The sequence below is a fragment of the Pseudomonas sp. GW821-FHT03C07 genome, from assembly GCF_059420925.1.
In genome coordinates this window covers 1-25426 of record NZ_JBWKUQ010000002.1, presented here as the reverse complement: position 1 = coordinate 25426, position 25426 = coordinate 1, and the positions used below count along the sequence as shown (strand labels likewise).

Annotated in this window: 25 protein-coding genes; 9 read left to right on the top strand and 16 right to left on the bottom strand. The window is 61.3% G+C overall.

Features of this window, described 5'->3' with window-relative positions:
* Positions 1 to 154 precede the first annotated feature (154 nt).
* On the top strand, positions 155 to 700 hold the full coding sequence (locus tag AC07VG_RS03345; protein WP_495020476.1) for a GspH/FimT family pseudopilin: 546 nt from the start codon (positions 155 to 157) through the stop codon (positions 698 to 700).
* On the opposite strand, the gene ispH is transcribed toward AC07VG_RS03345, so the two are convergent.
* The 6 genes from ispH to murJ all read right to left on the bottom strand — a co-directional run bounded on the left by ispH (position 677) and on the right by murJ (position 8258).
* Positions 677 to 1624, bottom strand: a complete 948-nt coding sequence (ispH, locus tag AC07VG_RS03340) for a 4-hydroxy-3-methylbut-2-enyl diphosphate reductase (protein WP_495004819.1) — start codon at positions 1622 to 1624, stop codon at positions 677 to 679. The two genes, AC07VG_RS03345 and ispH, sit on opposite strands and share 24 nt — an antisense overlap.
* 136 nt (positions 1625 to 1760) lie before the next feature.
* Complete coding sequence (fkpB, locus tag AC07VG_RS03335; protein WP_495004824.1) at positions 1761 to 2198, bottom strand: FKBP-type peptidyl-prolyl cis-trans isomerase; 438 nt, start codon at positions 2196 to 2198, stop codon at positions 1761 to 1763.
* Positions 2199 to 2205: 7 nt separating this feature from the next.
* Positions 2206 to 2721 carry a signal peptidase II gene (gene lspA, locus AC07VG_RS03330; RefSeq protein ID WP_495004820.1) on the bottom strand — a complete coding sequence of 172 codons (516 nt, stop codon included), beginning with the start codon at positions 2719 to 2721 and terminating at the stop codon, positions 2206 to 2208.
* On the bottom strand, positions 2714 to 5545 hold the full coding sequence (gene ileS, locus AC07VG_RS03325) for an isoleucine--tRNA ligase (protein ID WP_495004821.1): 2832 nt from the start codon (positions 5543 to 5545) through the stop codon (positions 2714 to 2716). Before ileS ends, lspA begins: the two co-directional genes overlap by 8 nt.
* Positions 5542 to 6492: a bifunctional riboflavin kinase/FAD synthetase gene (gene ribF / locus AC07VG_RS03320; RefSeq protein WP_495004822.1), complete on the bottom strand. Its 951-nt coding sequence runs from the start codon at positions 6490 to 6492 to the stop codon at positions 5542 to 5544. The genes ileS and ribF overlap by 4 nt, the downstream gene beginning before the upstream one ends.
* Positions 6493 to 6719: 227 nt before the next feature.
* Positions 6720 to 8258: a murein biosynthesis integral membrane protein MurJ gene (gene murJ / locus AC07VG_RS03315; RefSeq protein WP_495020475.1), complete on the bottom strand. Its 1539-nt coding sequence runs from the start codon at positions 8256 to 8258 to the stop codon at positions 6720 to 6722.
* Positions 8259 to 8511: 253 nt separating this feature from the next.
* Between murJ and rpsT the strand changes: the two genes are divergently transcribed.
* Positions 8512 to 8790, top strand: coding sequence for a 30S ribosomal protein S20 (gene rpsT, locus AC07VG_RS03310; protein WP_016967023.1), 279 nt, complete (start codon positions 8512 to 8514; stop codon positions 8788 to 8790).
* A gap of 216 nt (positions 8791 to 9006) precedes the next feature.
* On the opposite strand, the gene AC07VG_RS03305 is transcribed toward rpsT, so the two are convergent.
* From AC07VG_RS03305 to rplU, 5 genes are all read right to left on the bottom strand, one after another.
* Complete coding sequence (locus tag AC07VG_RS03305) at positions 9007 to 9474, bottom strand: CreA family protein (protein ID WP_495004852.1); 468 nt, start codon at positions 9472 to 9474, stop codon at positions 9007 to 9009.
* 19 nt (positions 9475 to 9493) lie between these two features.
* Positions 9494 to 10612: a glutamate 5-kinase gene (proB, locus tag AC07VG_RS03300; RefSeq protein WP_495004856.1), complete on the bottom strand. Its 1119-nt coding sequence runs from the start codon at positions 10610 to 10612 to the stop codon at positions 9494 to 9496.
* A gap of 205 nt (positions 10613 to 10817) precedes the next feature.
* Positions 10818 to 12041 carry an Obg family GTPase CgtA gene (gene cgtA / locus AC07VG_RS03295; protein ID WP_495004853.1) on the bottom strand — a complete coding sequence of 408 codons (1224 nt, stop codon included), beginning with the start codon at positions 12039 to 12041 and terminating at the stop codon, positions 10818 to 10820.
* Between the two features lie 199 nt (positions 12042 to 12240).
* Positions 12241 to 12498: a 50S ribosomal protein L27 gene (gene rpmA / locus AC07VG_RS03290; RefSeq protein ID WP_100941438.1), complete on the bottom strand. Its 258-nt coding sequence runs from the start codon at positions 12496 to 12498 to the stop codon at positions 12241 to 12243.
* A 35-nt stretch (positions 12499 to 12533) separates the two neighbouring features.
* Positions 12534 to 12848 carry a 50S ribosomal protein L21 gene (gene rplU / locus AC07VG_RS03285; RefSeq protein ID WP_003176051.1) on the bottom strand — a complete coding sequence of 105 codons (315 nt, stop codon included), beginning with the start codon at positions 12846 to 12848 and terminating at the stop codon, positions 12534 to 12536.
* A gap of 241 nt (positions 12849 to 13089) precedes the next feature.
* On the opposite strand from rplU, the gene AC07VG_RS03280 reads away from it, so the two are divergent.
* The 3 genes from AC07VG_RS03280 (at position 13090) to AC07VG_RS03270 (ending at position 15131) form a co-directional block, all read left to right on the top strand.
* Positions 13090 to 14058 carry a polyprenyl synthetase family protein gene (locus AC07VG_RS03280; RefSeq protein ID WP_495004854.1) on the top strand — a complete coding sequence of 323 codons (969 nt, stop codon included), beginning with the start codon at positions 13090 to 13092 and terminating at the stop codon, positions 14056 to 14058.
* Positions 14059 to 14259: 201 nt separating this feature from the next.
* Positions 14260 to 14601 (top strand): zinc ribbon domain-containing protein YjdM, encoded by a 342-nt coding sequence (locus AC07VG_RS03275; RefSeq protein ID WP_495004855.1) that lies wholly within the window; start codon positions 14260 to 14262, stop codon positions 14599 to 14601.
* 272 nt (positions 14602 to 14873) lie between these two features.
* Positions 14874 to 15131, top strand: coding sequence for a PA4570 family protein (locus AC07VG_RS03270; protein WP_495004804.1), 258 nt, complete (start codon positions 14874 to 14876; stop codon positions 15129 to 15131).
* Positions 15132 to 15263: 132 nt separating this feature from the next.
* Here AC07VG_RS03270 and bamJ read toward each other — a convergent pair whose 3' ends face one another.
* Together bamJ and AC07VG_RS03260 are read right to left on the bottom strand one after the other, a co-directional pair.
* Positions 15264 to 15881 (bottom strand): BamJ family beta-barrel-assembly machinery protein, encoded by a 618-nt coding sequence (bamJ, locus tag AC07VG_RS03265; RefSeq protein ID WP_495004803.1) that lies wholly within the window; start codon positions 15879 to 15881, stop codon positions 15264 to 15266.
* A gap of 109 nt (positions 15882 to 15990) precedes the next feature.
* On the bottom strand, positions 15991 to 16479 hold the full coding sequence (locus tag AC07VG_RS03260) for a TIGR00645 family protein (protein ID WP_495004802.1): 489 nt from the start codon (positions 16477 to 16479) through the stop codon (positions 15991 to 15993).
* A 169-nt stretch (positions 16480 to 16648) separates the two neighbouring features.
* Between AC07VG_RS03260 and AC07VG_RS03255 the strand changes: the two genes are divergently transcribed.
* Positions 16649 to 18475 carry a hypothetical protein gene (locus tag AC07VG_RS03255; RefSeq protein WP_495004801.1) on the top strand — a complete coding sequence of 609 codons (1827 nt, stop codon included), beginning with the start codon at positions 16649 to 16651 and terminating at the stop codon, positions 18473 to 18475.
* 18 nt (positions 18476 to 18493) lie between these two features.
* Here the strand turns inward: AC07VG_RS03255 and AC07VG_RS03250 are convergent, their stop codons facing one another.
* Together AC07VG_RS03250 and AC07VG_RS03245 are read right to left on the bottom strand one after the other, a co-directional pair.
* The gene (locus tag AC07VG_RS03250) at positions 18494 to 18814 is read right to left on the bottom strand and encodes a PA4575 family protein (protein WP_495004800.1); all 321 of its coding nucleotides are present in this window, start codon (positions 18812 to 18814) and stop codon (positions 18494 to 18496) included.
* A 181-nt stretch (positions 18815 to 18995) separates the two neighbouring features.
* Positions 18996 to 21434: a Lon protease family protein gene (locus AC07VG_RS03245; RefSeq protein ID WP_495004799.1), complete on the bottom strand. Its 2439-nt coding sequence runs from the start codon at positions 21432 to 21434 to the stop codon at positions 18996 to 18998.
* A gap of 274 nt (positions 21435 to 21708) precedes the next feature.
* Here AC07VG_RS03245 and AC07VG_RS03240 point away from each other — a divergent pair, with 274 nt between their 5' ends.
* Positions 21709 to 22197, top strand: a complete 489-nt coding sequence (locus tag AC07VG_RS03240; RefSeq protein WP_495004798.1) for a DUF3015 domain-containing protein — start codon at positions 21709 to 21711, stop codon at positions 22195 to 22197.
* 72 nt (positions 22198 to 22269) lie between these two features.
* A complete protein-coding gene (locus AC07VG_RS03235) occupies positions 22270 to 24123 on the top strand; it encodes an Lnb N-terminal periplasmic domain-containing protein (RefSeq protein WP_495020474.1) in 1854 nt (617 codons plus the stop codon).
* Between the two features lie 11 nt (positions 24124 to 24134).
* Here AC07VG_RS03235 and AC07VG_RS03230 read toward each other — a convergent pair whose 3' ends face one another.
* A complete protein-coding gene (locus tag AC07VG_RS03230; RefSeq protein WP_495020473.1) occupies positions 24135 to 24515 on the bottom strand; it encodes a hypothetical protein in 381 nt (126 codons plus the stop codon).
* Positions 24516 to 24818: 303 nt separating this feature from the next.
* Here AC07VG_RS03230 and AC07VG_RS03225 point away from each other — a divergent pair, with 303 nt between their 5' ends.
* Positions 24819 to 25322 (top strand): GreA/GreB family elongation factor, encoded by a 504-nt coding sequence (locus AC07VG_RS03225; RefSeq protein ID WP_495004795.1) that lies wholly within the window; start codon positions 24819 to 24821, stop codon positions 25320 to 25322.
* Positions 25323 to 25426: the final 104 nt, after the last annotated feature.

Here is a 25426-nt window from a genome sequence, read left to right as displayed (position 1 = left end):
CGGTGCTCCGGGCTGCGCTGGCCGTGGTCGGCCTGGCTCATCGACTATAACTAGCGGTACAAGCCAAAACATTCTTCATCAGGACGTACGGTTGTTTTCCAAGGACCAGCGCTCGGATCGCGCTGAAACACCCAGTCTCCAGGAGGGAGCCCAGATGGATCAGAAAGGATTCAGTCTTGTTCAGTTACTGATTGGCCTGGCCGTCATCGGCATTCTTGCCCAACTCGCCAGTCCGACATTCAGTGAACTGATCGCCTCACAGCGTCGCCAGGTGAGCGCCAATGAGATGGCAAATGGCTTGCAACTGGCGAGAACCGAGGCGATTCTGCGCCAGCAGGCCGTTGTCATGCATGCCCTGGAAGAAGATTGGAGTCGAGGCTGGCGAATCATCGTCGACCGCAGCGGGCAAGGTCACCTGGACCCGGACAACCCGGTGCTGGTCGAACGACGGAATGCCGGACTGACACCGATCAAAGGCAACCGGTTGCTTCAGCAGTTTGTTCGCTTCACGGCTAGCGGATGGGTCAATCCGCAGAACGGCGCCTCGATGGGCGGGACGCTGCATATCTGTGCCAGTGATCGCCCGGTCAGCCACCATCAAGTGATACTGGCGGGGACCGGGCGGATCAGGCTCGAAAAGAGAGAAATGGCAGAGTCGCTCTGCACCTCCCCAGGCTTACAGCAAGGAGCGAACGCGTAGTTCCTTGGGCATGGAGAAGGTCACGTTCTCTTCACGCCCGGCCAGCTCATCGGCGCCGGTCGCGCCCCAGGCCTGGAGCTGCTGGATCACGCCACGCACCAGCACTTCCGGCGCCGAGGCCCCGGCGGTGATGCCAATCCGCTCGACACCGTCGAACCAGCTGCGCTGCAGATCTTCGGCACCGTCGATCAGGTAGGCCGGCGTCGACATGCGCTCGGCCAGCTCACGCAGGCGGTTGGAGTTGGAGCTGTTCGGGCTGCCCACCACCAACACCACATCGCACTCGTCCGCCAGTTGCTTGACCGCGTCCTGGCGGTTTTGCGTGGCGTAGCAGATATCGTCCTTGCGCGGCCCGCCAATGGCCGGGAAACGCGCCCGCAGGGCATCGATAACCCGGCTGGTGTCGTCCATGGACAAGGTGGTCTGGGTGACGAACGCCAGTTTTTCCGGGTTGCGCACCTGCAGGTCGGAGACGTCTTTCTCGTCTTCCACCAGGTAGATCGAACCGCCGTTGGCGTCGTCGTACTGGCCCATGGTGCCTTCGACTTCCGGATGGCCGGCATGGCCGATCAGGATGCATTCACGACCGTCGCGGCTGTAACGCGCCACTTCGATATGCACCTTGGTCACCAACGGACAGGTTGCGTCGAACACCTTCAGGCCACGGCCCGAGGCCTCCGTGCGCACGGCCTGGGAAACGCCGTGGGCACTGAAGATCACGATCACGTCATCCGGGACCTGGTCCAACTCTTCGACGAAGATGGCGCCACGGGCGCGCAGGTCTTCGACGACAAATTTGTTGTGGACCACTTCATGGCGCACGTAGATCGGCGGGCCGAAGACTTCCAGGGCCCGGTTGACGATTTCGATCGCCCGGTCCACGCCGGCGCAGAAGCCACGGGGGTTGGCGAGTTTGATGTGCATGCTGTGCCTCGTGTCTTGATCGTGGGACCGCTGGGGCGGTCTATCGCGAGCAAGCTCGCTCCTACAGGGGTTGGTGTCGTACTCGACATCTGTGCACGCCACAAACCTTGTAGGAGCGAGCTTGCTCGCGATGTTCTTAAAGCGCCTTGACCTCGATGATCTCGACATCGAAAGTCAGGGTCTTGCCCGCCAGCGGGTGGTTGAAGTCGACAGTCACCTGGGCGTCGTCGAAAGCCTTCACCACACCAGGCAGCTCGGTATTGGCCGCGTCATTGAAGATCACCAGCAAACCTTCCGACAGCTCCATGTCCTGGAACTGCGAGCGCGGGATGACCTGCACGTTCTGCGGGTTCGGCTGGCCAAAGGCATTTTCCGGAGCCACGCTCAGGTTACGCTTGTCGCCGGCCTTGAAGCCGAACAACGCCACCTCGAAACCCGGCAGCAGGTTGCCGTCGCCGACCTTGAAGGTCGCCGGGGCCTTGTCGAAGGTGCTGTCGACGGTGTCGCCGTTTTCCAGGCGCAAGGCGAAGTGCAAGGTGACCTGGGTGTTCTGACCGATGCGTTGCTCAGCCACTGCGTGTTCAGCCATGAGCGGGTTCTCCGGACTTTTTACTTTTGAACATATCCAGCGCCAGCATCACCGCACCGACGCTGATGGCGCTGTCGGCAAAGTTGAACGCCGGGAAGTACCAACGGTTCTGCCAATGCACCAGGACGAAGTCGATCACATGGCCCAGGGCGATGCGGTCATACAGGTTGCCCAGGGCACCGCCGAGCACCAGGGCCAGGGCGATCGCCAGCCAGGTTTCGTTGCGCCCCAGGCGCTTGAGCCAGACCACCAGCACCGCGCTGACCACCAGCGCGATCAGCGCAAACAGCCAGCGCTGCCAGCCGGAGCTTTCAGCCAGGAAGCTGAACGCCGCACCGGTGTTGTAGGCCAGGGTCCAGCTGAAGTAATCGGGGATGATCACGATCTGCTGGTACAGCGACAGCGAGCTTGCGAAGTGGAGCTTGCTGGCCTGGTCGATGACCAGGACCAGCACGCTCAACCACAACCAGCCCAGGCGGCCGAAACGGCCGACACTGGCATTAGGCATAGTGGCGTACCTCGCCGGCGCCGCTGATATTGTCCACGCAACGACCGCAGATTTCCGGATGCTCCGGGTGGACCCCGACATCCTCTCGGTGATGCCAGCAACGGCCGCACTTGGCATGGGACGACTTGACCACCTTGAGCTTGAGCCCGGCGACTTCGGTGACCACCGCATCCGCCGGGGCCAATGCGAATGGCGCAACGGTCGCGGTGGAGGTGATCAGGACGAAACGCAGTTCGTTGCTCAGCTTGCCCAGGTCGGCCACCAGGGCCTCTTCGGCGAACAAGGTCACTTCGGCCTGCAGGTTGCCGCCGATGGCCTTGGCCGCCCGCAGGTTTTCCATCTCCTTGTTGACTGCGACCTTGACCGCCATGATCCGCTCCCAGTAGGCGCGATCCAGCTCGAAGCCTTCCGGCAGCTCGCTGAGGCCTTCATACCAGGTGTTGAGCATGACCGATTCGTTGCGCTCGCCCGGCAGGTACTGCCACAGCTCGTCGGCGGTAAAGGCCAGAACCGGGGCGATCCAGCGCACCAGCGCTTCGCTGATATGGAACAGCGCGGTCTGGCAGGAACGCCGGGCCTTGCTGTTGGCGCCGGTGGTGTACTGGCGATCCTTGATGATATCGAGGTAGAAACCGCCCAGCTCCTGCACACAGAAGTTGTGCACCTTGGAGTAGACGTTCCAGAAGCGGTATTCGCCGTAATGCAGTTCCAGCTCGCGTTGCAGCAGCAGCGCGCGGTCCACGGCCCAACGGTCCAGGGCGAGCATCTCGTCGGCCGGCAACAGGTCGCTGGCCGGGTTGAAGCCACTCAGGTTGGAGAGCAGGAAGCGTGCGGTGTTGCGGATACGCCGGTAGGCGTCGGCGCTGCGTTGCAGGATCTGGTCGGACACCGCCATTTCGCCCGAGTAGTCGGTCGAGGCCACCCACAGGCGCATGATATCGGCGCCCAGGGTGTCGTTGACTTTCTGCGGCGCGATCACGTTGCCCAAGGACTTGGACATCTTGCGACCGGCCTCGTCGACGGTGAAGCCGTGGGTCAGCAGCTCGCGGTACGGCGCGTGGTTGTCGATGGCGCAACCGGTCAGCAAGGACGAGTGGAACCAGCCGCGATGCTGGTCCGAACCTTCCAGGTAGAGGTCGGCGCGTGGACCGCTCTCATGGCCCATCGGATGCGAACCGCGCAGCACGTGCCAGTGGGTGGTGCCGGAGTCGAACCAGACGTCAAGGGTGTCGCTGATCTTGTCGTACAGCGGCGCTTCGTCGCCCAGCAGTTCGGCGGCATCCATCTTGAACCAGGCTTCGATGCCTTCGACTTCGACGCGCAGGGCCACTTGTTCCATCAGCTCGGCGGTACGCGGGTGCAGCTCGCCGCTTTCCTTGTTGAGGAAAAACGGAATCGGCACGCCCCAGTTGCGCTGACGGGAGATGCACCAGTCCGGACGGTTGGCGATCATCGAGTGCAGGCGCGCCTGGCCCCAGGTCGGGACGAACTGGGTCTCTTCGATGGCCTTGAGCGCCCGCTCACGGAGGGTATCGCCGGCCACCGGGGCCTTGTCCATGCCGATAAACCACTGCGCGGTGGCGCGATAGATCAGCGGGGTCTTGTGGCGCCAGCAGTGCATGTAGCTGTGGCTGATGGTTTCGGTATGCAGCAAGGAACCGACTTCGGCCAGCTTGTCGACGATGCCTGCGTTGGCCTTGAAGATGAACTGGCCGCCGAAGAACTCCAGGGACTCGGCATATACGCCGTTGCTCTGCACCGGGTTGAGGATGTCATCGTTGACCATGCCGTACTGCTTGCAGATCTTGAAGTCATCCTCACCGTAGGCCGGCGAGCAGTGCACGATGCCGGTACCGGCGCCCAATTCGACGTAGTCGGCCAGGTACACCGGCGACAGGCGCTCATAGAACGGGTGACGGAAGTTGATCAGCTCCAGGGCTTCGCCCTTGGCCATGGCCAGTACCGAGCCTTCCAGCTTGTAGCGCGCCAGGCACGACTCCACCAGCTCTTCGGCCAGCACCAGCAGGCGATCACCGACATCCACCAGGGCGTAGTTGAATTCCGGGTGGACGTTCAGCGCCTGGTTGGCCGGGATGGTCCACGGGGTGGTGGTCCAGATCACGATCGCCGCCGGCTTGCTCAGCGACGGCAGGCCGAACGCGGCGGCCAGCTTGTCCTGGTCGGCAATCGGGAAGGCCACGTCGATGGTCGAGGACTTCTTGTCCTGGTATTCGACTTCGGCCTCGGCCAGGGCCGAAGCGCAATCGAAGCACCAGTTCACTGGCTTGAGGCCCTTGAACACGAAACCGCCCTTGACGATTTCGGCGAGGGCGCGGATCTCACCGGCCTCGTTCTTGAAATCCATGGTCTTGTAGGGGTTGGCGAAGTCGCCGAGCACGCCCAGGCGGATGAATTCGGACTTCTGTCCTTCGATCTGCTCGGTGGCGTAGGCACGGCACAGTTCGCGGGTCTTGTCCGCGCCCAGGTTCTTGCCATAGGTCACTTCGACCTTGTGCTCGATCGGCAGGCCATGACAGTCCCAACCCGGCACATAAGGGGCATCGAAGCCGGCCAGGGTCTTGGAACGGATGATCATGTCCTTGAGAATCTTGTTCAGCGCATGACCGATGTGAATCGTGCCGTTGGCATACGGAGGACCGTCGTGAAGAACGAACTTCGGACGATCCTTGCCAATCTCGCGCAACTTCCCGTACAGGCCAATGCTGTCCCAGCGCTGCAGGATCTGCGGTTCGCGCTGTGGCAGGCCGGCCTTCATTGGGAAGGCGGTGTCCGGAAGGTTAAGCGTGGCTTTGTAGTCGGTCATTTCAGGCTCTTTTTAAGCGGTGAACCCTGCCAGTGGGCACGGGCGGCGGCGACGTCCGCATTGATCGCCGTCTTGAGCGCCTCCAGGGAGGCGAATCGCTGCTCATCGCGCAGCTTGTGGTGGAAAACCACGGTCAAACGCCGGTCGTACAGATCACCGGTAAAATCCAGCAGGTGCACTTCCAGGTGAGCGCTGCCATCACCTGAAACCGTGGGCCGCACGCCGATATTGGCGACGCCCGGCCACGGCTGGCCGTCGAGCTCGACGCTGACCAGGTAAACCCCGGTCAACGGCACGCGACGGCGCTTGAGCTGCACGTTGGCCGTCGGCGTGCCCAATTGGCGCGCCAGCTTCTGGCCATGCAGCACCCGTCCGGCAATGCGGAACGGGCGGCCGAGCAACCGCTCGGCCAGGGGAAAATCCGCCGCCGCCAGGGCATTACGCACCTGGGTGCTGCTGACCCGCAGGCCATCGAGCTCGACGGTCTGCGCCGCCTCGACGGTAAAACCACGGGCGCTGCCGGCCTGCTGCAGGAACGCGAAATCGCCGACGCGATCACAGCCGAAGCGGAAATCGTCGCCGACCTCCAGATGCTGTACGCCGAGACCGTCCACCAGGATGGTATCGACGAACTCGGCGGCGCTGAGTTTGCTCAGGCGCTGGTTGAAGGCCAGGCACAGGACCCGGTCGACGCCCTCGGCGGCCAGCAGTTTCAGCTTGTCGCGCAACCGTGCCAGACGCGCCGGCGCGGTGTCCGGGGCAAAAAACTCGCGCGGCTGCGGTTCGAAAATCACCACGCAGCTGGGTAGGCCCAACTCCAGCGCACGCTCGCGCAGTCGGGCCAGGATAGCCTGGTGACCACGGTGAACACCGTCAAAGTTGCCAATGGTGGCGACGCAGCCCCGATGCCGGGGGCGCAGGTTGTGAAGGCCTCGAACCAGCTGCATAACGCGCTTCTTGCTCATAAAGTGGTCGATTATAACCACACCCGGCGGCTGACGACAGGCAACAGCACTACCCAAATCGATCGAACCGACAAAACTCTCCTGCGCCGCCTCCGTTTGTGGGAGCGAGCCGGCTCGCGATGGACGTCAACGATAACGCGGGGAGCCTGATTCCTCGAGGCGCCTGGGCCACCATCGCGAGCCAGCTCGCCCCTACAGGGGGCCACACGCTACATCAGCGATTTGCGATTGAAATGCCGCAGGCGCATCCCCAACGCCAGCAACACGCCGAAATAGGCCAGCACACCCGCCACCACCAAGGCCCCCAGGCGCAGGAAACGCTCGAACATATGCCCCTGGTCCCAGGCCGGCATGAAGTGCATCAACCCCAGCAACACCGCCGACATCACCGCCACCGCCAGCACCAGCTTCGCCAGATACGACCACCAGCCCGGCTGCGGCACAAACAGCTGCTGCTTGCGCAATTGCCAGAACAGCAACCCGGCGTTGATGCAGGCCCCGGCGCTGATGGCCAGCGCCAACCCGGCATGGGCCAACGGCCCGATAAACACCAGGTTGAGCAACTGGGTGACGGTCAGGGTGAAAATCGCGATCTTCACCGGCGTGCGGATGTTCTGCTGCGCGTAGAAGCCCGGCGCCAACACCTTGATCATGATGATGCCCAGCAGCCCCACCGAGTAGGCGACCAGCGCACGCTGGGTCATGGACGCATCGAAGGCACTGAACTGGCCGTACTGGAACAGCGAAACCGTCAGCGGCTTGGAGAGAATCGCCAGCGCCAGGGAGCACGGCAGCACCAGCACGAAGCACAGGCGCAGGCCCCAGTCGAGAATCCGCGAATACTCGTGGCGATCCTTGCTGGCATAGGTCTTGGACAGGATCGGCAGCAGAATCGTGCCCAGGGCCACGCCGAGCACGCCGGACGGCAACTCCATCAGCCGGTCGGCGTAGTACATCCAGGACACCGAGCCCGCCACCAGGAAGGAGGCGAAGATGGTGTTGATGATCAGGGAAATCTGGCTGACCGAGACCCCGAGAATCGCCGGTAGCATCTGCTTCATCACTCGCCAGACACCGCTGTCACGCAGATTCAGCCGTGGCAGCACCAGCATGCCGATCTTTTTCAGGCTCGGCAGCTGGTAGAGCAACTGCGCCAGGCCACCGGCCAATACCGCCCAGCCCAGGGCCATTACCGGCGGATCGAAGTACGGCGTCAGGAACAGGGCAAAAATAATCATGCTCACGTTCAGTAGGGTCGGCACGAAGGCCGGCACCGAAAAACGGTTCCAGGTATTGAGGATCGCTCCCGCCAAAGAGGACAGTGAGATCAACAATATATAAGGAAAAGTCACCCGCAGCAGGTCGGAGGTCAGCTTGAATTTCTCCGGCGTGTTGGTGAAACCCGGGGCCGTGGCCCAGATCACCCAGGGCGCGGCGACCATGCCAAGCACCGTTACCAACGCCAGCACCAGGGTCAGCAAACCGCTGACATAAGCAATAAACGTACGGGTCGCCTCCTCGCCCTGCTGGCTCTTGTATTCCGCCAGGATCGGCACGAAGGCCTGGGAAAAAGCCCCCTCGGCAAATATCCGGCGCAGCAGATTGGGCAGTTTGAAGGCAATAAAGAAGGCATCGGTGGCCATTCCGGCCCCGAAGATACGCGCGATAATCGTATCGCGAACGAAGCCCAGAACCCGGGAAATCATCGTGATAGAGCTGACGGCAGCCAACGACTTGAGCAGATTCATTAAAAGAGAGTGCGCCTTTGGAGAAAGAGCAGGCGAACAAAGCGCCCAGTTGTGCGATACTCCGCGCCGCAACAGCACAGAGCCAAAGCTCGCGAGTTTACAGGTCAGGCGCCGGAAATAAATCACCCGTCACTTCAAGATCGACCACTCAGCGGAACGCATCACCTGCCCTTGACAAGTCTCTAACTCATCGGCATGATTCGCGGCCTATTTTGTTTGCTATTTCCTAAAAAGTCTTTCGAGGAGCTCGACGGTGGCCAACACACCTTCCGCCAAAAAACGTGCAAAACAGGCTGAGAAGCGTCGCAGCCACAACGCCAGCCTGCGTTCCATGGTTCGTACCTACATCAAGAATGTGGTTAAAGCCATCGACGCAAAAGACGCTGCCAAAGCTCAAGCCGCTTATGTTCTGGCTGTTCCTGTTATCGACCGTATGGCCGATAAAGGCATCATCCACAAGAACAAGGCCGCTCGTCACAAGGGTCGTCTGAACGGCCACATCAAGGCCCTGAACCTTGCTGCTGCAGCCTAAGCGACACGCGTGTTAAAAAACCGACCCTAGGGTCGGTTTTTTATTGCCTGCAAGAAAGCATACAGATGACACCGGCAGCCCCGAGATCGATGCAAGACTCAGAGGCCTTATCGCCAGCAAGCAGGCTCCTACAGTTTTTTTTGCGCATGACAATATTATTGCGTTGAAATGCTCACTTGTAGGAGCCAGCTTGCTGGCGATGGCGACCTCAAGACCTCACTGATGCGACCAAGGCAGAATCGGAATTGCCGTCACCGCATTCTGTGGACTGCCCTCGATCAAGCGGTCACTGTAGACCAGATACACCAGGGTATTGCGCTTCTTGTCGAGGAAACGCACCACCTGCATGGTCTTGAATACCAGCGAGGTGCGCTCCTTGAACACCTCCTCGCCATCCTTCAATTCACCACTGAAGCGAATCGGTCCGACCTGACGACAGGCCAGCGACGCTTCGGCGCGATCCTCGGCCAACCCCAGACCACCTTTCAAACCGCCGGTCTTGGCCCGGGACAGGTAGCAGGTCACACCCTCGACCTTGGGATCGTCAAACGCCTCGACCACGATGCGATCGTTCGGCCCGACAAACTTGAAGACCGTGGACACCTGACCAATCTCTTCCGCCGACGCCAGCAACGGCATCGCCAACAGCAATCCCAATCCCAACAATCCCTTTGCGATACCCATACCCATATCCCTCAAACCATCACACCAGAATCAGGTTATCGCGGTGAACCAGCTCAGGCTCCGCCATATACCCCAGCACACCGACAATTGCATCCGACGGCAGCCCGATAATTTTCTGCGCCTCAAGCGCGCTGTAGTTCGCCAGCCCGCGAGCGATCTCACGCCCGTCCGCCGCCACGCACACCACCATCTCACCGCGACGGAAACTCCCCTGAACCAGCTTCACCCCTACCGGCAGCAGGCTTTTGTGATCCCGCGCCAGCGCATTCACCGCGCCATCATCGAGGACCAGCGTGCCACGGGTCTGCAGGTGCCCGGCCAGCCACTGCTTGCGCGCCGCCAGCATGCCGCGCTCGGGCGACAGCAAGGTGCCAATGCGCTCGCCCGACTTCAGGCGATCCAGCACCCGCTCAAGGCGCCCACCGACAATGATCGTGTGCGCCCCGGAACGCGCCGCCAGTCGCGCCGCGCGCAGCTTGGTCTGCATCCCACCACGCCCCAGCGCCCCACCTGTCCCACCCGCCACCGCATCCAGCGCCGGATCGTCGGCACGCGCCTCATAAATCAGCTGGGCATCGGGGTTGTTGCGCGGATCGGCGTCGAACATGCCATCGCGATCCGTGAGGATCACCAGCAAGTCCGCCTCCACCAGGTTAGCCACCAGCGCCGCCAGGGTGTCGTTGTCGCCAAACCGGATTTCGTCGGTGACCACGGTGTCGTTCTCGTTGATCACCGGGATAACCTTGAGTTCCACCAGTGCCCGCAACGTACTGCGCGCATTGAGGTAACGCTTGCGATCGGACAGGTCGTCATGGGTCAGCAGGATCTGCGCGGTATGCCGGCCATGCTCGGCAAAGCTCGATTCCCAGGCCTGCACCAGGCCCATCTGGCCAATGGCGGCGGCCGCCTGCAACTCGTGCATGGCTGTCGGTCGCAGCGTCCAGCCCAGGCGACTCATGCCCGCCGCCACCGCACCGGAAGACACCAGCACCAACTCGACGCCCGCCTCATGCAACGCCACCATCTGCTCGACCCAGACACCCATTGCGGCGCGATCCAGACCCTTGCCGTCCGCCGTCAGCAGTGCGCTGCCGATCTTCACGACCCAACGCCGCGCACCTGTCACCTTGCTCCGCATCATCTTTCAACCTTGGCTTGCGGGCAGCACGACCGAGCGCTGCCCATGCGATTGTTCAGGGTAGCCGGTTCCCAGAAACCAGAACGCCGCTCGAATGAGCGGCGCCAGGTGGAACAGGCTGATGACGATGATAACACCGCCTCCAGTCGGATAAACCGCCCACTCACCCTCGAGCAGCGGCCAATCCGCGCAACAAACCCTAAGGTCAGTCGCGCACGTAGATGATTTCCGGACCATCTTCGTCATCGACATCTTCTTCGTCCCAGTCATCGTCTCCGATGTCGTGGACGCTCTTGACGCCGCTGCGGCGCAGGGCACGCTGGTCATCCAGGGCCTGCAACTGGGCACGCGCTTCATCTTCGATACGCTGATCCAGGTCGCGCAACTCGTCGGCGTAGGCCGGGTCGTTGGCCAGGCGATCAAGACGATCTTCCAGGTAACGCATGATGTCGCGGGTCAGGCGCTCGGTCCCTTCCTTGGCGATCGCCGAGATCACATAGACCGGACCGGTCCACTGCAGGCGCTCAACCACTTGCTTGACCCGCTCCTCGTGTTCTTCCTCGAGGATCTGGTCACACTTGTTCAGCACCAGCCAGCGATCACGCTCAGCCAGGGACGGACTGAACTTGGTCAGCTCGCTGACGATTACTTCAGCCGCATCCGGCGCACTGCTGTCATCCAGCGGCGCCATATCGACGAGGTGCAACAGCAGGCGCGTACGCGACAAATGCTTGAGGAAGCGAATCCCCAGGCCGGCACCGCCCGAAGCCCCCTCGATCAGACCCGGGATATCGGCAATGACGAAGCTTTTCCAGCGGTCGACACTGACCACGCCCAGGTTCGGCACCAGGGTAGTGAACGGATAATCCGCCACCTTTGGCTTGGCGGCCGAGACCGAACGGATAAAGGTACTTTTACCGGCATTCGGCAAGCCCAGCAGGCCGACGTCGGCCAACACCTTCATTTCCAGCTTGAGGTCACGCTGCTCGCCCGGCTTGCCCGGCGTGGTCTGGCGCGGCGCACGGTTGGTACTGGATTTGAAACGGGTATTGCCCAGACCGTGCCAACCGCCATGGACCACCAGCAGGCGCTGACCCGCCTTGACCAGGTCACCGATGATTTCCTGGGTGGCGGAATCGATCACCGTGGTGCCGACCGGCACGCGCAGCTCCATATCCTCACCCTTCTTGCCGGTGCAGTCGGTGCTGCCGCCGTTGGAACCGCGCTCGGCATCGAAGTGCCGGGTATAGCGGTAGTCCACCAGGGTATTGAGGTTTTCGTCGGCGACCATATAGATCGAGCCGCCATCACCACCGTCGCCGCCATTGGGGCCACCGTTTTCGATGAATTTTTCCCGACGGAAACTCATGCAACCGTTGCCGCCGTCGCCAGCTTTTACGCGAATCGATACTTCATCAACGAACTTCATAACACACGCCTCTCGCCACCAGGACGAGCCGAAAAATCACAAATACAAGTATAAGACTCTTGCAAAGATGAGCGCGGCGACCTCAATCAACGACCGAAAAATCCAGCGCCGGCAGCCCATACAAACAGCTTTGCAAGAGACTCACCCCACAAACGAAAAAGCCCCGTCGCAAGACGGGGCTTCTCCAGCATTCTCGCGATTAAGCCGCGATAATGCTCACGTAACGGCGGTTGAACGCGCCTTTTACTTCAAACTTGATCACGCCTTCGACTTTAGCGAAGAGAGTGTGATCTTTACCCATGCCAACGCCGTAACCGGCGTGGAATTGGGTGCCGCGCTGACGCACGATGATGTTGCCCGCTTTGATAGCCTGGCCGCCATACATCTTCACGCCAAGGCGTTTGGCTTCTGAGTCGCGACCGTTACGGGTACTACCACCAGCTTTTTTGTGTGCCATGAGTTCAATTCTCCAAAAAGGGGATTAGGCTGAAATTAAGCCTGAATACCGGTGATTTTGATCTCGGTGTACCACTGACGGTGGCCCATACGCTTCATGTGGTGCTTACGACGACGGAACTTGATGATGCGGACTTTATCGTGACGACCTTGGGAGATCACTTCAGCCACAACGGTAGCGCCAGCAACCACTGGAGCGCCGATGTTCACGTCATCGCCATTGGCGACCAACAGAACGCGATCAAAGGTAACGGATTCGCCAGTGGCGATTTCCAGTTTCTCGATCTTCAGGTATTCACCTGGAGCGACTTTGTACTGCTTGCCGCCGGTAACGATTACTGCGTAAGACATGGTATTTCTCCGATAATCCTGCTCACCCAGCGCTTTATAGGTAAAGGTATTGGCTGGCATGGCTGCATGGGGCTGGAACGGCCCAGTTGCAATTGCGTAAGGCAGGTGCTGCCCAGGAAGTTCAGGGTGCGCGATTGTACGCAAGCCATCAGGCCATTGCAAGCGTGCAGACCGCGTGCCTTGACAGCGTAGACCCCCCGCCCTAGCATGCCGCGCAACCCTTCTGGAGCGACTCTCGCTGATGCAACCCCAAGCTTTCTACCGCGCGGTGGCGGACGATTTTAGCGCCGTCGATGGCATCATCAAGAAGCAGCTGACTTCCCGGGTGCCACTGGTCTCGAAAATCGGCGACTACATCACCTCGGCCGGGGGCAAACGCCTGCGTCCTTTATTGGTGCTGCTGTGTGGCAAGGCCCTGGGCCGCGAAGGCGACGACCTGCGCCTGCTGGCCGCCACCATCGAGTTCCTGCACACCGCCACCCTGCTGCATGACGACGTGGTCGACATGTCCGGCATGCGCCGTGGCCGCTCCACCGCCAACGCCATGTGGGGCAATGCGCCGAGCGTGCTGGTCGGCGACTTCCTGTACTCGCGCTCCTTCGAAATGATGGTCGAGCTGGGTTCGATGCCGGTGATGAAGATTCTTTCACAAGCCACCCGCATCATCGCCGAAGGCGAAGTGCTGCAGCTGTCCAAGGTCCGCGACGCCAGCACCACTGAAGAAACCTATATGGAAGTCATCCGCGGCAAGACCGCGATGCTCTTCGAAGCCTCGACCCACAGCGCCGCGGCCCTGTGCCAGGCGACGCCGGAGCAGACCGAAGCGCTGCGGACCTTCGGCGACCACCTGGGCGTCGCGTTTCAGTTGGTCGACGACCTGCTGGACTACAAGGGCGATGCCGAGACCCTGGGCAAGAATGTCGGCGACGACCTGGCCGAAGGCAAGCCGACCCTGCCGCTGATCTACACCATGCGCGAAGGCACGCCGGAACAGGCGGCCCTGGTGCGCCAGGCGATCCAGAAGGGCGGCATCGAAGACCTGGAAAGCATTCGTGAAGCGGTACAGGCTTCCGGCTCCCTGGATTACACCGCACAACTGGCCCGCGACTATGTAGCCCGTGCCATCGCCTGCCTGGAATCCCTGCCGGCGAGCGAATACCGCGATGCCCTGGTGGAACTGAGCGAGTTTGCGGTCGCCCGCACTCACTGAGAAGACCCAGCACGATCTACCTGTAGGAGCCAGCTTGCTGGCGATGAGGCCCTAGAGCCATGCAGCGACCTTACGGACGCCATCGCCGGCAAGCCAGCGCCTACAAGGTTCTGCGCCAACCTGCTCACCCGCCGTACCCCCTCCCCCGCTAAAACCCTATATAATGTGCGCTTTTCACCTTCCCGAAACCGAGGAACCTTAGTGAGCACGTTACCACCCTGCCCGAAATGCAATTCTGAATTCACCTACGAAGACGGCACCCAGTTGGTCTGCCCGGAATGCGCCCATGAATGGTCCGCCAGCGGCGAAGCCGAGGCCGCCAGCGACGACACCGTGAAAAAGGACTCCGTGGGTAACGTCCTGCAAGACGGCGATACCATCACCGTGATCAAGGACCTGAAGGTCAAGGGCACCTCCCTGGTGGTCAAGGTCGGCACCAAGGTCAAGAACATCCGCCTGTGCGATGGCGACCACGACATCGACTGCAAGATCGACGGCATCGGCCCGATGAAGCTCAAGTCCGAGTTCGTCAGAAAGGTCTGAAGAAACACTGTCCCACCTGTAGGAGCCGGCTTGCCGGCGATGAGGCCCTTGAGCCATGCGGCGACCTTGCGGACGCCATCGCCGGCAAGCCGGCTCCTACACCGGTCCGCGCTGACCATCGTTGCGACGCCAAAGTCAACACAGCCTCTACACCCCGCCTTCCTTGATCTCAGACAAATCCCCCTACAAAAAATCCAGCCATTGGCCAATAGACACTTGCTATTCTTTGAATAAGAATTATTCTCATTGAAACCCATCAAGGAGATGAGAGCATGACTTATTTGATCGATGCCTGGCTGGACCGCCCACACCCTTACCTGCGCATCCTGCATCGGGAAACGGGGGAAGTCTGTGCGGTACTGGAAGAAGAAGCCTTGAACGAGCTGCAGGACCAGGGCGACCTGGACGTCAGTGGTTTGAGTTCCAGCGAACCGCTGGTGCTCAAGGAACTGGTGCGTAACCTGTTTCTGTTCTGCTATGCCCGGGCGTTGCGTCCGAGTGGGGAACTGGATGCCAGGATCCGCTTATGACGCGGCTGTCCCGGCTGCTCACCGCTTTTTGTAGGAACCTGGCTTGCCCGCGAAGAGGTCCTCAAGACCGCTAAAGCTTCGCGGGCCAGCCCTGCCCCTACAAGTACAGCGGCGACCAGAGTCGCGCGGTACTTACAGTACGTCGAGCAGCTCGACGTCGAACACCAGTACGCTGTGCGGCGGAATGCTGCCGACGCCCTGGGCGCCGTAAGCCAGTTCGCTCGGCACGTACAGACGCCATTTGCTACCGGCATTCATCAGTTGCAGCGCCTCGGTCCAGCCGGCGATCACGCCGCCGACCGGGAATTCGGCTGGCTGGCCGCGCTCGTAGGAGCTGTCGAACACAGTGCCGTCGATCAGGGTGCCGTGGTAGTGGGTACGCACGCTGTCTTCACGGGACGGCTTGGCGCCCTCGCCCTGGGTCAGCACTTCGAACTGCAGGCCGGAAGCCAGAGTGGTGATCCCTTCGCGCTTGGCGTTTTCCGCCAGGAACTCCAGACCGGCACCCGCCGCGGCTTCAGCCTTGGCAGCGGCTTCGGCCTGCATGACTTCGCGGATCACCTTGAAGCTGGCGGACAACTCTTCCTGGCCCACGCGGCTTGGCTTGCCGTGAAAGGCGTCGGTCAGGCCGGCCAGGATCGCGTCGAGATTCACGCCAGGTGGCGGGTTGTCACGCAGTTGGTCACCCAACTGACGGCCAATACCGTAGCTGACGCGGGTTTCGTCGGTGGACAGATTTACTTCGGACATAACACTGCTCCGCTGTGGGCTGCGGCGGGAAACACCTGTCGAACAGGGTATTGTCCCACGCACCCGGAACCAAAAAGGGCCAGCAGACTAGCACACAAGCACAGCGGGGTCAGTGCTTGGTCAGCTTGTCCAGGTAGCCCATCGCAAAGGCCGACACGACAAAAGTCATGTGGATGATCACATACCATTGCAGGTGTACCGGATCGACGTTCTTGGCGTCCATGAACACCCGCAGCAGGTGAATCGAGGAGATCGCCACGATCGACGCCGCTACCTTCATCTTCAACGAGGTGGAGTCCATTTTGCCCAGCCAGCTGAGCTTCTCCTTGCCGTCATCAATGTCCATCTGCGACACGAAGTTCTCGTAGCCGGAAATCATCACCATCACCAGCAAGCCCCCCACCAGCGCCATATCGATCAGCGACAGCAGCACCAGGATCAGGTCGGACTCGGCCATGGCAAAGACGTTGGGGATAACGTGAAACACTTCCTGGAAGAATTTCAGCGCCAGGGCCAGCAGCCCCAGGGACAGGCCGAGGTAAATCGGCGCCAGCAACCAGCGCGAGGCATACATCGTATTTTCGATAAAACGTTCCATGGATCTCATACCAACTGAAAATGGCCGCGAGTATATCAGCGCGAAAACCCAAGGGAAAAAGCCCTCCACAGGCGCTCGTTCAACATCGGGACAGCTGCGCCGCGGCGATTTTCTGCTAGTGTCGGCATCAACGACATCGCGTGTGCACTGTGTACAGGAAAACTGAACAATGGATTTGCGACTTCCCCTGGGTTGCCTCGGGCTCTCGGTGGCTCTGCTGGTGAGCGGCTGTTCCCCCAAAGACAAGCAACACCCCACCAGCCTCGAGGAAAGAACCGCGCAGTTCGAGAAGACCCTCGACACCCTCCAGGACCCCAAGCTCAAGGATGCCGTGGCCGACCTCGGCGGCTCCCTGCTGTTGCTCGAACGGGCTCGCCTGCGCCTGCGGGACAAGCCCATCGAAACCGAATACAGCGACGATGCCCTGGCGTTGCTCAAGCATTACCCCAGCCCGCAGGCCCTGGCCGACACCTATATCAACGGCCTCTTCGTGCTGCGCAAAAGCGCCAGTTCCGACTACCTGACCGACCTGCAGCCGATCTTCCCGTTCAGCTTCAACTACCCCACCGAATTCCCGTTTCCCCATGCCCTGGAATGGCAGTCGGTGACCCTGAGCAACAAACAGGTGATCCCATTCCAGCCTGAATGGTCGGAGACCGATCCCGGTATCCAACTGAGCCCTTCCAGCTCCAACACGACCAACCCCGACGACCTGACGATTACTTACCCGTACGTCGAAGGCATGGAAGTCGATCCGAAAAAGCAGCCGCAACCCCTGACCCTGCACGGCAAGGTCGAAGTGATCGCCCCGCGCAAGGTGGTGACCTTCAACCTGAGCCGCCAGGACGTCGGCAAGCTGCAAAGCAGCGACAACGTCAGCCTGACCCTGCTGTCGCTGGACAAGAACAACGCCGAAATCGAACTGAACAGCACTGCCGCGCAAGCGCCCCAGGTCGGTGACACACCGCTCAACCCCCTGATCGTCCAGGCCATGGACGGCACCGGGCAATTTCTCTCGCGCGCCGGTGCCATCAACGAAAATGCCGCGCAGATCGCCTTCTACCAGCAGCAACTGGACGAAATGCTCAAACAGCAGAGCTGGAGCGACGCATTCGGGAAAAAACTCGACGACGAGCAAAAAGCCTTCGAAGCAAAGCAGACCAGCCACTACACCCGGGTCTACTTCAACGGCATGATCGACAAGCTGGAAATCAGCGTGATGGATTTTTCCGGTGCCACGGTCAACCGCAAGGAGCTCGACCTGCCGGTACGCCAGTTCGACAACACCACCAGCAAGGATGTCCAGCCGCTGCCGATGCCGGTGGTGGTCTATGACGACCAGGCGGCGAGCTATCTCAAGGGCGCCAACCTGGATGCCGAGAAACTGAAAAAAAGCGTGGTCATCAGCCAGTCGGTGGACGACGCCAGCGCGGCGAATATCGAGTTCGACCACCCCAAGACCTTCAACGACGAACTGCTCGGCTCACCCAGCGCCCCCAGCGACAGCCCGGTGACCTTCTTCACCGAAGACGAACAAGGCAAGCGTGGCGAGCCCCTGGAACTGCCCCCCGAGGCCTTCGAAGTCAACCCGCTGGATGGCACCATCACCTACGACCTGAACCTGTTCCCGGAAACGCCGGCGTATGCCGTCGGCTCAATGCCATTGTTCCTGGCCGATATCCAGAAAGACACCCTCGACGCCCATCAGTTGCCCGCGGGCCTGGAGCTCAAGGGCAACGCACTGGTCGTCGACCAGAAGCGCTTCCCGGCCGATGCCTGGCGCTTCTACGCCAAGGACGACAGCGGCAATTACCTCAAGGAAATCCTCGCCACCAGCCATAGCGACAAGACCGACTCGCCGCCGGTCTACGACGTGCACTACTTCTACGGGCAGCCGACCCAACTGGAAAGTTACCAGCGCACGGCCTTGAACACCGTCGAGTACGGTTTCGAGGTCAAGCTCGACAAGGCCCAGGGTTCAGGTCCTGCCGAGTGACGATCCCCGGGTCGCGGCCTAGTGTTCCAGGCCCCGACCTCGCGAACCGTTGATTTCCCGTAGCTGGGCCTGCAAATGCAGGCACCAGATCTGCGGATCCTCGGCCAATTGATAGCCATGCAGGGTCAGGCTTTCGACAATCGACTCAAGGATGGATTCGGCCACGACCGGGCCATGGAACGGACCCTGGGCCTTGATGGCCGAGGGTTGTTCACCGGCCATTCCGGCGGCGAACAGGAGGGTCCACATTCCGGTATCGCCAGCGAGCGGGCGAATACTGCATTCGATACGGGTCACAAGACCCAGGCATTGACGGGTGAGACAAAGGTTGCGCGGCATGGCGGCGACCCTCGGTAAATCCTGTCTTCAGCCTCCGGGGGGAGGTTGCATCAGTCCAGTGACTGCAGTGGAGGTCCTTGCCCAGAGAATAGAATAAAACCACGGGCAGCAAGCATTTGCAGGACCAACGGGCGCCAAGTTGGCATGCGCCAAAGCCTTGACTCCCGTTCCCCTTATATCCTCAGGACGCCTTGACCTCCGCCAGCGCCTGCTCGGCCGCCTCCTTTTCCGCTTCCTTGAGGTCATCCTCGCTGATCATCTCGGCGATCACCCGCAGGCGCTCGACTACCCGCGCATTGACGCTACCTTCCGGGAACTGGCCATCGGCATCCGGCTCACCGGCCGGCTCGCCCACCAGCAAGCTCAGCGCCTCATCGGCCTGGCGCACCGCATACACGTGGAACTGCCCGGCGCGCACCGCCTGCAAGACCCGCTCATCGAGCATCAGGGTGGCGACGTTCGCCTGGGGAATGATCGCTCCCTGTTCGCCGGTCAGGCCACGAGCCTCACAGAGCCGGAAGAAGCCCTCGATCTTCTCGTTGACCCCGCCCACCGCCTGCACTTCACCGAACTGATTGATCGAACCGGTGATCGCGAAGCACTGCTTGAGCGGGGTTTTCGACAGCGCCGAAATCAGCGTGCAGGCCTCGCCCAGGGACGCGCTGTCACCATCGACATAACCGTAGGACTGCTCCAGGGCGATACTCGCGGAAATCGCCAGTGGGAATTCCTGGGCATAACGGCTGCCCAGGTAACCGGTGAGGATCATCACGCCCTTGGAGTGGATCGGCTGGCCGAGGTTGACCTCGCGCTCGATATCGACGATCCCGCTGCCGCCCGGATACACCGTGGCGGAAATCCGCGCCGGTACGCCGAAAGCCGAATCGCCGACCTCCAGCACCGTCAGCCCGTTGCACTTGCCCACGGCCGCGCCGGCGGTGTCGATCAGGATGATCCCCGCCAGCATGTCGTCGAGAATCCGCGCCGAGACCCGCCCGGTACGGGTGGCCTTGGCCTTGAGCGCCCGTTCGATGTGGCCGGCGTCGGTCATGTTGTCATTGGCCAGGTGGCGAATGAAATCCGCCTCGCTGACCAACTGGAACAGATCGCCGATCCGCGCCGACAGACGCCCCTGGTGCTCAGCCAGGCGGGCGCTGTAGGTCGCCAGGCGCGCCACCGCATCGGCGGTCAGCGGCGCCATGCCCTCTTCCGAGGTACGGGTCTTGAGCAACTGAGCGAACTGCTCCAGGCTCTCGTCGACCATGGGAATGTCTTCGTCGAAGTCCACCAGCACGCGGAACATCTCCTGGAAGTCCGGGTCCAGGTCCTGCAGCGTGTAGTACAACTGGCGGGCACCGATGATGATGACCTTGACCTGCAACGGAATCATTTGCGGCGTCAGGGTCACGGTGGCCAGACGCCCCAGCTCACCGAGCGGCGACTCCATCTTCAGCTTGCGCGATTGCAGGGCACGCTTGAGCGCATCCCAGACAAAGGGTTCGCTGAGCATTTTCTCGGCTTCGAGAATCAGGAAGCCGCCGTTGGCCCGATGCAAGGCACCGGGACGCAACTGCCGATAGGTGGTGTAGAGCGCCCCCTGGTCAGTGCTGTATTCGATGCGGCCGAACAGATTGTCGTAGGTCGGGTGCGGTTCGAAGACCACCGGCGCACCGCCGTTGAGCGGCTGACCGACCACCAGGCTCGGGGCGTACTGCTCTTCCAGCAGCTTGCGGGCCACGGCGTCGGTCTTGCTGTCGTCGACCAACTGCTCAACCACGGTTTTCAGCAGGTAGACCTGCATGGCTTGCAGGTAACCGCAAACCGCCGCGTTCTCCGCGTACTTTTCCGACAACGGCGCCAGCAAGGGTTGCAGGGCCAGAGTGATGGTTTCTTCGTTCAACTGGCGCAGCTGATTGCTCGATTCGCGCTTCCATTGCGGCAAGCTGGCGAGTTCCTCGTTGAGGCGCTCCTCAAGGTCGGCGATATCGGTGTGGAAACGTTCACGCTCGGCTTCCGGCAACTGGGCGAACTCCGCCTCATCCAGGGCCTTGCCTTCGCTCATCGGGGTAAAGGCGATATTGCTGCTGTCGCGATACAGCGCGACTTCCTTCTCCAGTGCCAGGCGCTCGATCACATCCAGGGCGCGGTCGTAACGCTGGTTGAAGGCGCGGTCGATGGCGCTCTTCTTTTGCTGGTAGGACGGGTGCTCGAACACCGCAGGAAAGGTGGCCAACAGGTTGTCGATCAAGCCGTTGATATCGGCGATGAAAGCACCCGCCTTGCCCGACGGCAACTCCAACGCCCGTGGCTCGCGAGGCTCGTCGAAATTATTGACATACACCCAGTCAGACGGCGTCTGTAGGCGTTTTCCTTCGGCTTTCAGGTAGCGTTTGACGAACGAAAAACGCCCGGTGCCGGGCTCGCCCATGACAAACACGTTGTAACCGGGGCGTGGCATCGCCACGCCGAACTGCAAGGCTTCAACCGCACGTTCCTGGCCAAGCACACCGCGAAAAGGCTCCAGATCATTGGTGGTAGAGAAGCTGAACTGTTCAGCGGAAAAAGGACGGGTCAGCGCTTCGGGCGCTAGTCGCAAGCTGGCAGCAACAGAATCAGGCATCGGGCTTCCTTACATCAGGCGGGGCAGATGAAAGCATTCTGGCGCTCGCCATGCCTGACTGGCAAGGCGAGCGATGGCGGAATCGCTACAGCGTGGCAAAAGTCCTCAGACAGGGACTACAAACCGCCACCCTCATTCACCGGAGTAAAAATCAATGGAACCCTTGGAACCTGCCTAAACTCCAACGTGCGAGGCGGGACCGATAACCCGTCTACTGGCCCTGAACCAGGCCAGATCCCCTTGTCATTGGCACGCACATAAAGAGAACAAAGCTATGAAACGGATTCTTCTGGGTACTCTCTTCACGGTTGTCTCCCTCAATGCCATGGCCGAGTCGCCAGGCGGGCCGGATTGCGGCTGGGGTAACATGCTGTTCAAGGGCCAGCGCGGCACCCCGGCGCATGTCCTGGCGTCCACCACCAACGGCACTTCCGGCAACGCCACCTTCGGCATGACCTCCGGCACCAACGGCTGCTCCACCCGCGACTCACTGACCTATGGTGGCCGCTCCTGGATCGCCATGAACGGCATGATGAACGAACTCTCCGAAGACATGGCCAAGGGCCAGGGCGAAGCCCTGACCACCTACGCCGTGGTCCTCGGCGTGGCCCCGGAAGACCGGGAGCATTTCGCCGCGGTCACCCACGAGCACTTCCAGCAGATCTTCAGCAAGGCTGACGTGACCGCCGACGACGTGCACAGCAATACCCTCGCGGTCCTGAAAAGCGATCCGCGCCTGGCCAAATACGCCACCCAGGCTTGAGTCCGACCTGCCCGCCCCCTCCGGGGCGGGCTTTGCAGGCTGCCCTCTTTCGTCTGACAACAGTTGCCCACCATGCTCAAACGCCTTGCCTACCTGGCACTCTGTGCTTGCGCCCCGCTGTACGCCGCACCGCACCTCGACACCCAGCGTTTGCAGCAGTTGGCCCACGAGCCGTTGTGGATTTCCCTGGGCCATTACGAGACAGCCAAGCTCGGCGGCTGGCGCAGTTATGTCAGCGACAAAAAATATTTCCTCGCGGCCGACGGTGCCCATCATCCGGACGCGGAACTGCAAGCCACCCTCACGGCCCTCTACGCCCCGGCCAGCCTCGGCAACCAGCATGCCCAGTGCGTCTATCCGGCCCGTACGCGCTGGCTCAAGGCGCAGCTGCAACTGACTGACCTGCCGGCGCCGGATTGCGTGGAGTTCAAGCAGTGGTTCAAGGACGTCGCGCCCCACAGCACGGTGATGATTTTCCCGGCGGCCTACCTGAACAGCCCGTCGTCGATGTTCGGCCATACCTTGCTGCGCATCGACCAAGCCGACGTACAACGTAACCAGACCGCCCTGCTCAGCTACGCGATCAATTTCGGCGCCTATATCGAAGGCTCCGACAACAGCATTCTTTATGCCTGGAAAGGCCTGATGGGCGGTTATCCGGGTCTGTTCGCCATGGTGCCCTACCAGGAAAAGCTGTCCGAATACCGCAGCCTGGAGAACCGCGACCTGTGGGAATACCGGCTGAACCTGACACCCGAAGAGACCCAGCGCATGGTCGGGCATGTCTGGGAGTTGAAGCAGATCCAGTTCGACTACTTCTTCTTCGATGAAAACTGCTCCTACCGCCTGCTGGAACTGTTGCAGGTGGCGCGTCCGAGCTTGCACCTGACCGCACAGTTCCCGCTGACCGCGATTCCCACCGATACCGTCAAAGCGGTCAAGGACGCCGGATTGGTGGAAAGGATCGATTATCGGCCGTCCCGCGAGCGCGAACTGCTGGAGCGGGCCAAACCACTGAATCCAGAGGAACAGCAATGGGTACTGAAAGTCAGTGCCGATGCCCAGCAACTGCAATCGACCGGTTTCAAGCAATTGGCCAAGGCTCGCCAGGCACTGATCATCGACGCGGCCTATCGACTGGAGCGCTACCGGGCCAATGGTCAGGAGCGTGATCCGGCGCAGGCCCAACGCAGCTTCGAGCTGCTGCGGGCGATCAACCGGAACCCGCCGCCGGAGCTGCGGATCGAGCGTCCGGGCCTGCCGGAAAATGGCCATGAGTCACGCACCTGGCAGGCCGGAATCGGTACCCGGGGCAGCCGGACATTCGGCGAGTACGGCTTGCGCATGGCCTATCACGACCTCAACGACAACGCCGAGAGCTTTCCCTTAGGCGCGCAGATCGAGATCCTGCAGATGAAACTGCGCCAATACGAAGGCGATCACTGGCAGTTGCAGCAACTGGACCTGGCGACCATTCGCTCGCTGACGCCGCGTAATGCGCTGTTGCAGCCGTGGTCGTGGCAAGTCACCGGTGGCCTGGAGCGAGTCCCAGGGCGGCACGCCGACCAGACCCTGGTCAGCCATGTGAACGGCGGCGCGGGCGGCACCTGGCAATTGGCCGACGATGTGTTGGGGTTTGCCCTGGGCACCGTGCGGGTCGAGCACAATGCCGACTTTGCGGCGCTGGTCTCGCCGGCGGCGGGGTTCGACAGCGGCCTGTTGTGGAAAAATCCGCTGGGCAACCTGAGCCTGGAGGCCAAGGGCGACTACTTCACCCATGGCGAAGTACGCCGCAGCCTGAGCCTCAACCAGCAATGGGAGCTGTCGCGCAACCTGGGGCTGCGGTTAAGCGCCCAACGCGAATTCAGCAAGCTGGCGGCGCCGGAGAACGAGGTGATGCTGGAAGTGAAGTGGTATCACTATTGAGACAGACAGGGCTATTCACACTGTAAGTTCAACTGCCCGGACTGCACGGCCGGCAGGCCGGACTTGCGCTCCAGCAATTCGGAGTGCAAACGCACGCAACGCTCGTAATCGCGCCTGGCCATATGGTCGATGGTGATATTGCCCATATCTTCCGGCGCCGTTCGCTCGCCGAAGCGGATATCCACCGCAGGCGCCTCGGGTTTCAGCTGAAACAGGCTGGGCAACTTCTCGTCAGGCACGCCAGACGTCTCCGCCCGAGTGGCAATAGGCAACTGCTCCGGCGTCACGCCATAACGGCCCAACAAGGAACTCTCGGGCAATGGCTCGCCCACGGCGACACAGGCGGACAAGGTCAGGCCGACACCCATACCATGGGTTTTGAAACAACTCATACACAACACTCGCTTTCTTTGACTGCACTCGCCCCGCGCGCCTGCGTGGGGCTGAAACACTCGACGCAGAGCATCCGGCGTCGTATTACCCTACAACGAAAAAGAACGATCGACGCCGAAAAAATCTACCACCCAGGCTCACAAACCGCTTATCGCGCCCACCTCACGCCTGCATCTACGAACGTCGAACTCCGCTCGGAAAGCCGATACGGTGCAGATCCAACCACCACAGGTCGCTTACGGATATACCGGCAAACCCAAACCCTGCGAGCATGGTCCGATACCCAAGAACGGGAGATTGCCATGAGCCGCGCCTTCGTCAACGAAGACAACGCCGCCGCCCAGGCCGAGCAGCCGGTGGAACGCCAGGTCAGTAGCCAGCCCAATTACGTCACCCCACGGGGCCTGGCGCAATTGCACACCCGTGTCGCGGCGCTGCAAGCCGAATACGGCCAGCAAAGCGCCCTGGGCGAGGCGGCCGACAAACAGCGCCAGGCCGATATCGAGCGCGACCTGCGCTACTTCAATCAACGCCTGTCCAGCGCCCAGCTCGCCGCGCCGGCGACCTCCAGCGAGGTGGTGCAGATCGGCAGTCGCGTGACCTTCGCCAACGAACAGGATGAAGAACAACAGGTACAGTTGGTCGGCGAGGACGAGGCGGATGCCCCTCGCGGTTTGATCAATTGGGGCTCGCCCCTGGGTCGGGCGCTGCTGGGCGCGCGCCTGGGCGATGAAGTGCTGTGGAAACGACCGGCCGGTGATCAGTCGATCGAGATTGTGCGGATCGAACCGGCCGACACTCAGTGAGCGTCAACCTTGAGGACACCGCCCCCCTGTAATTGGATGGACTCGCCCAAGCCGAGGCGTCTGTAGCGCCACGGTGGCATTCTAATGAAGCCAACGACAGCGAG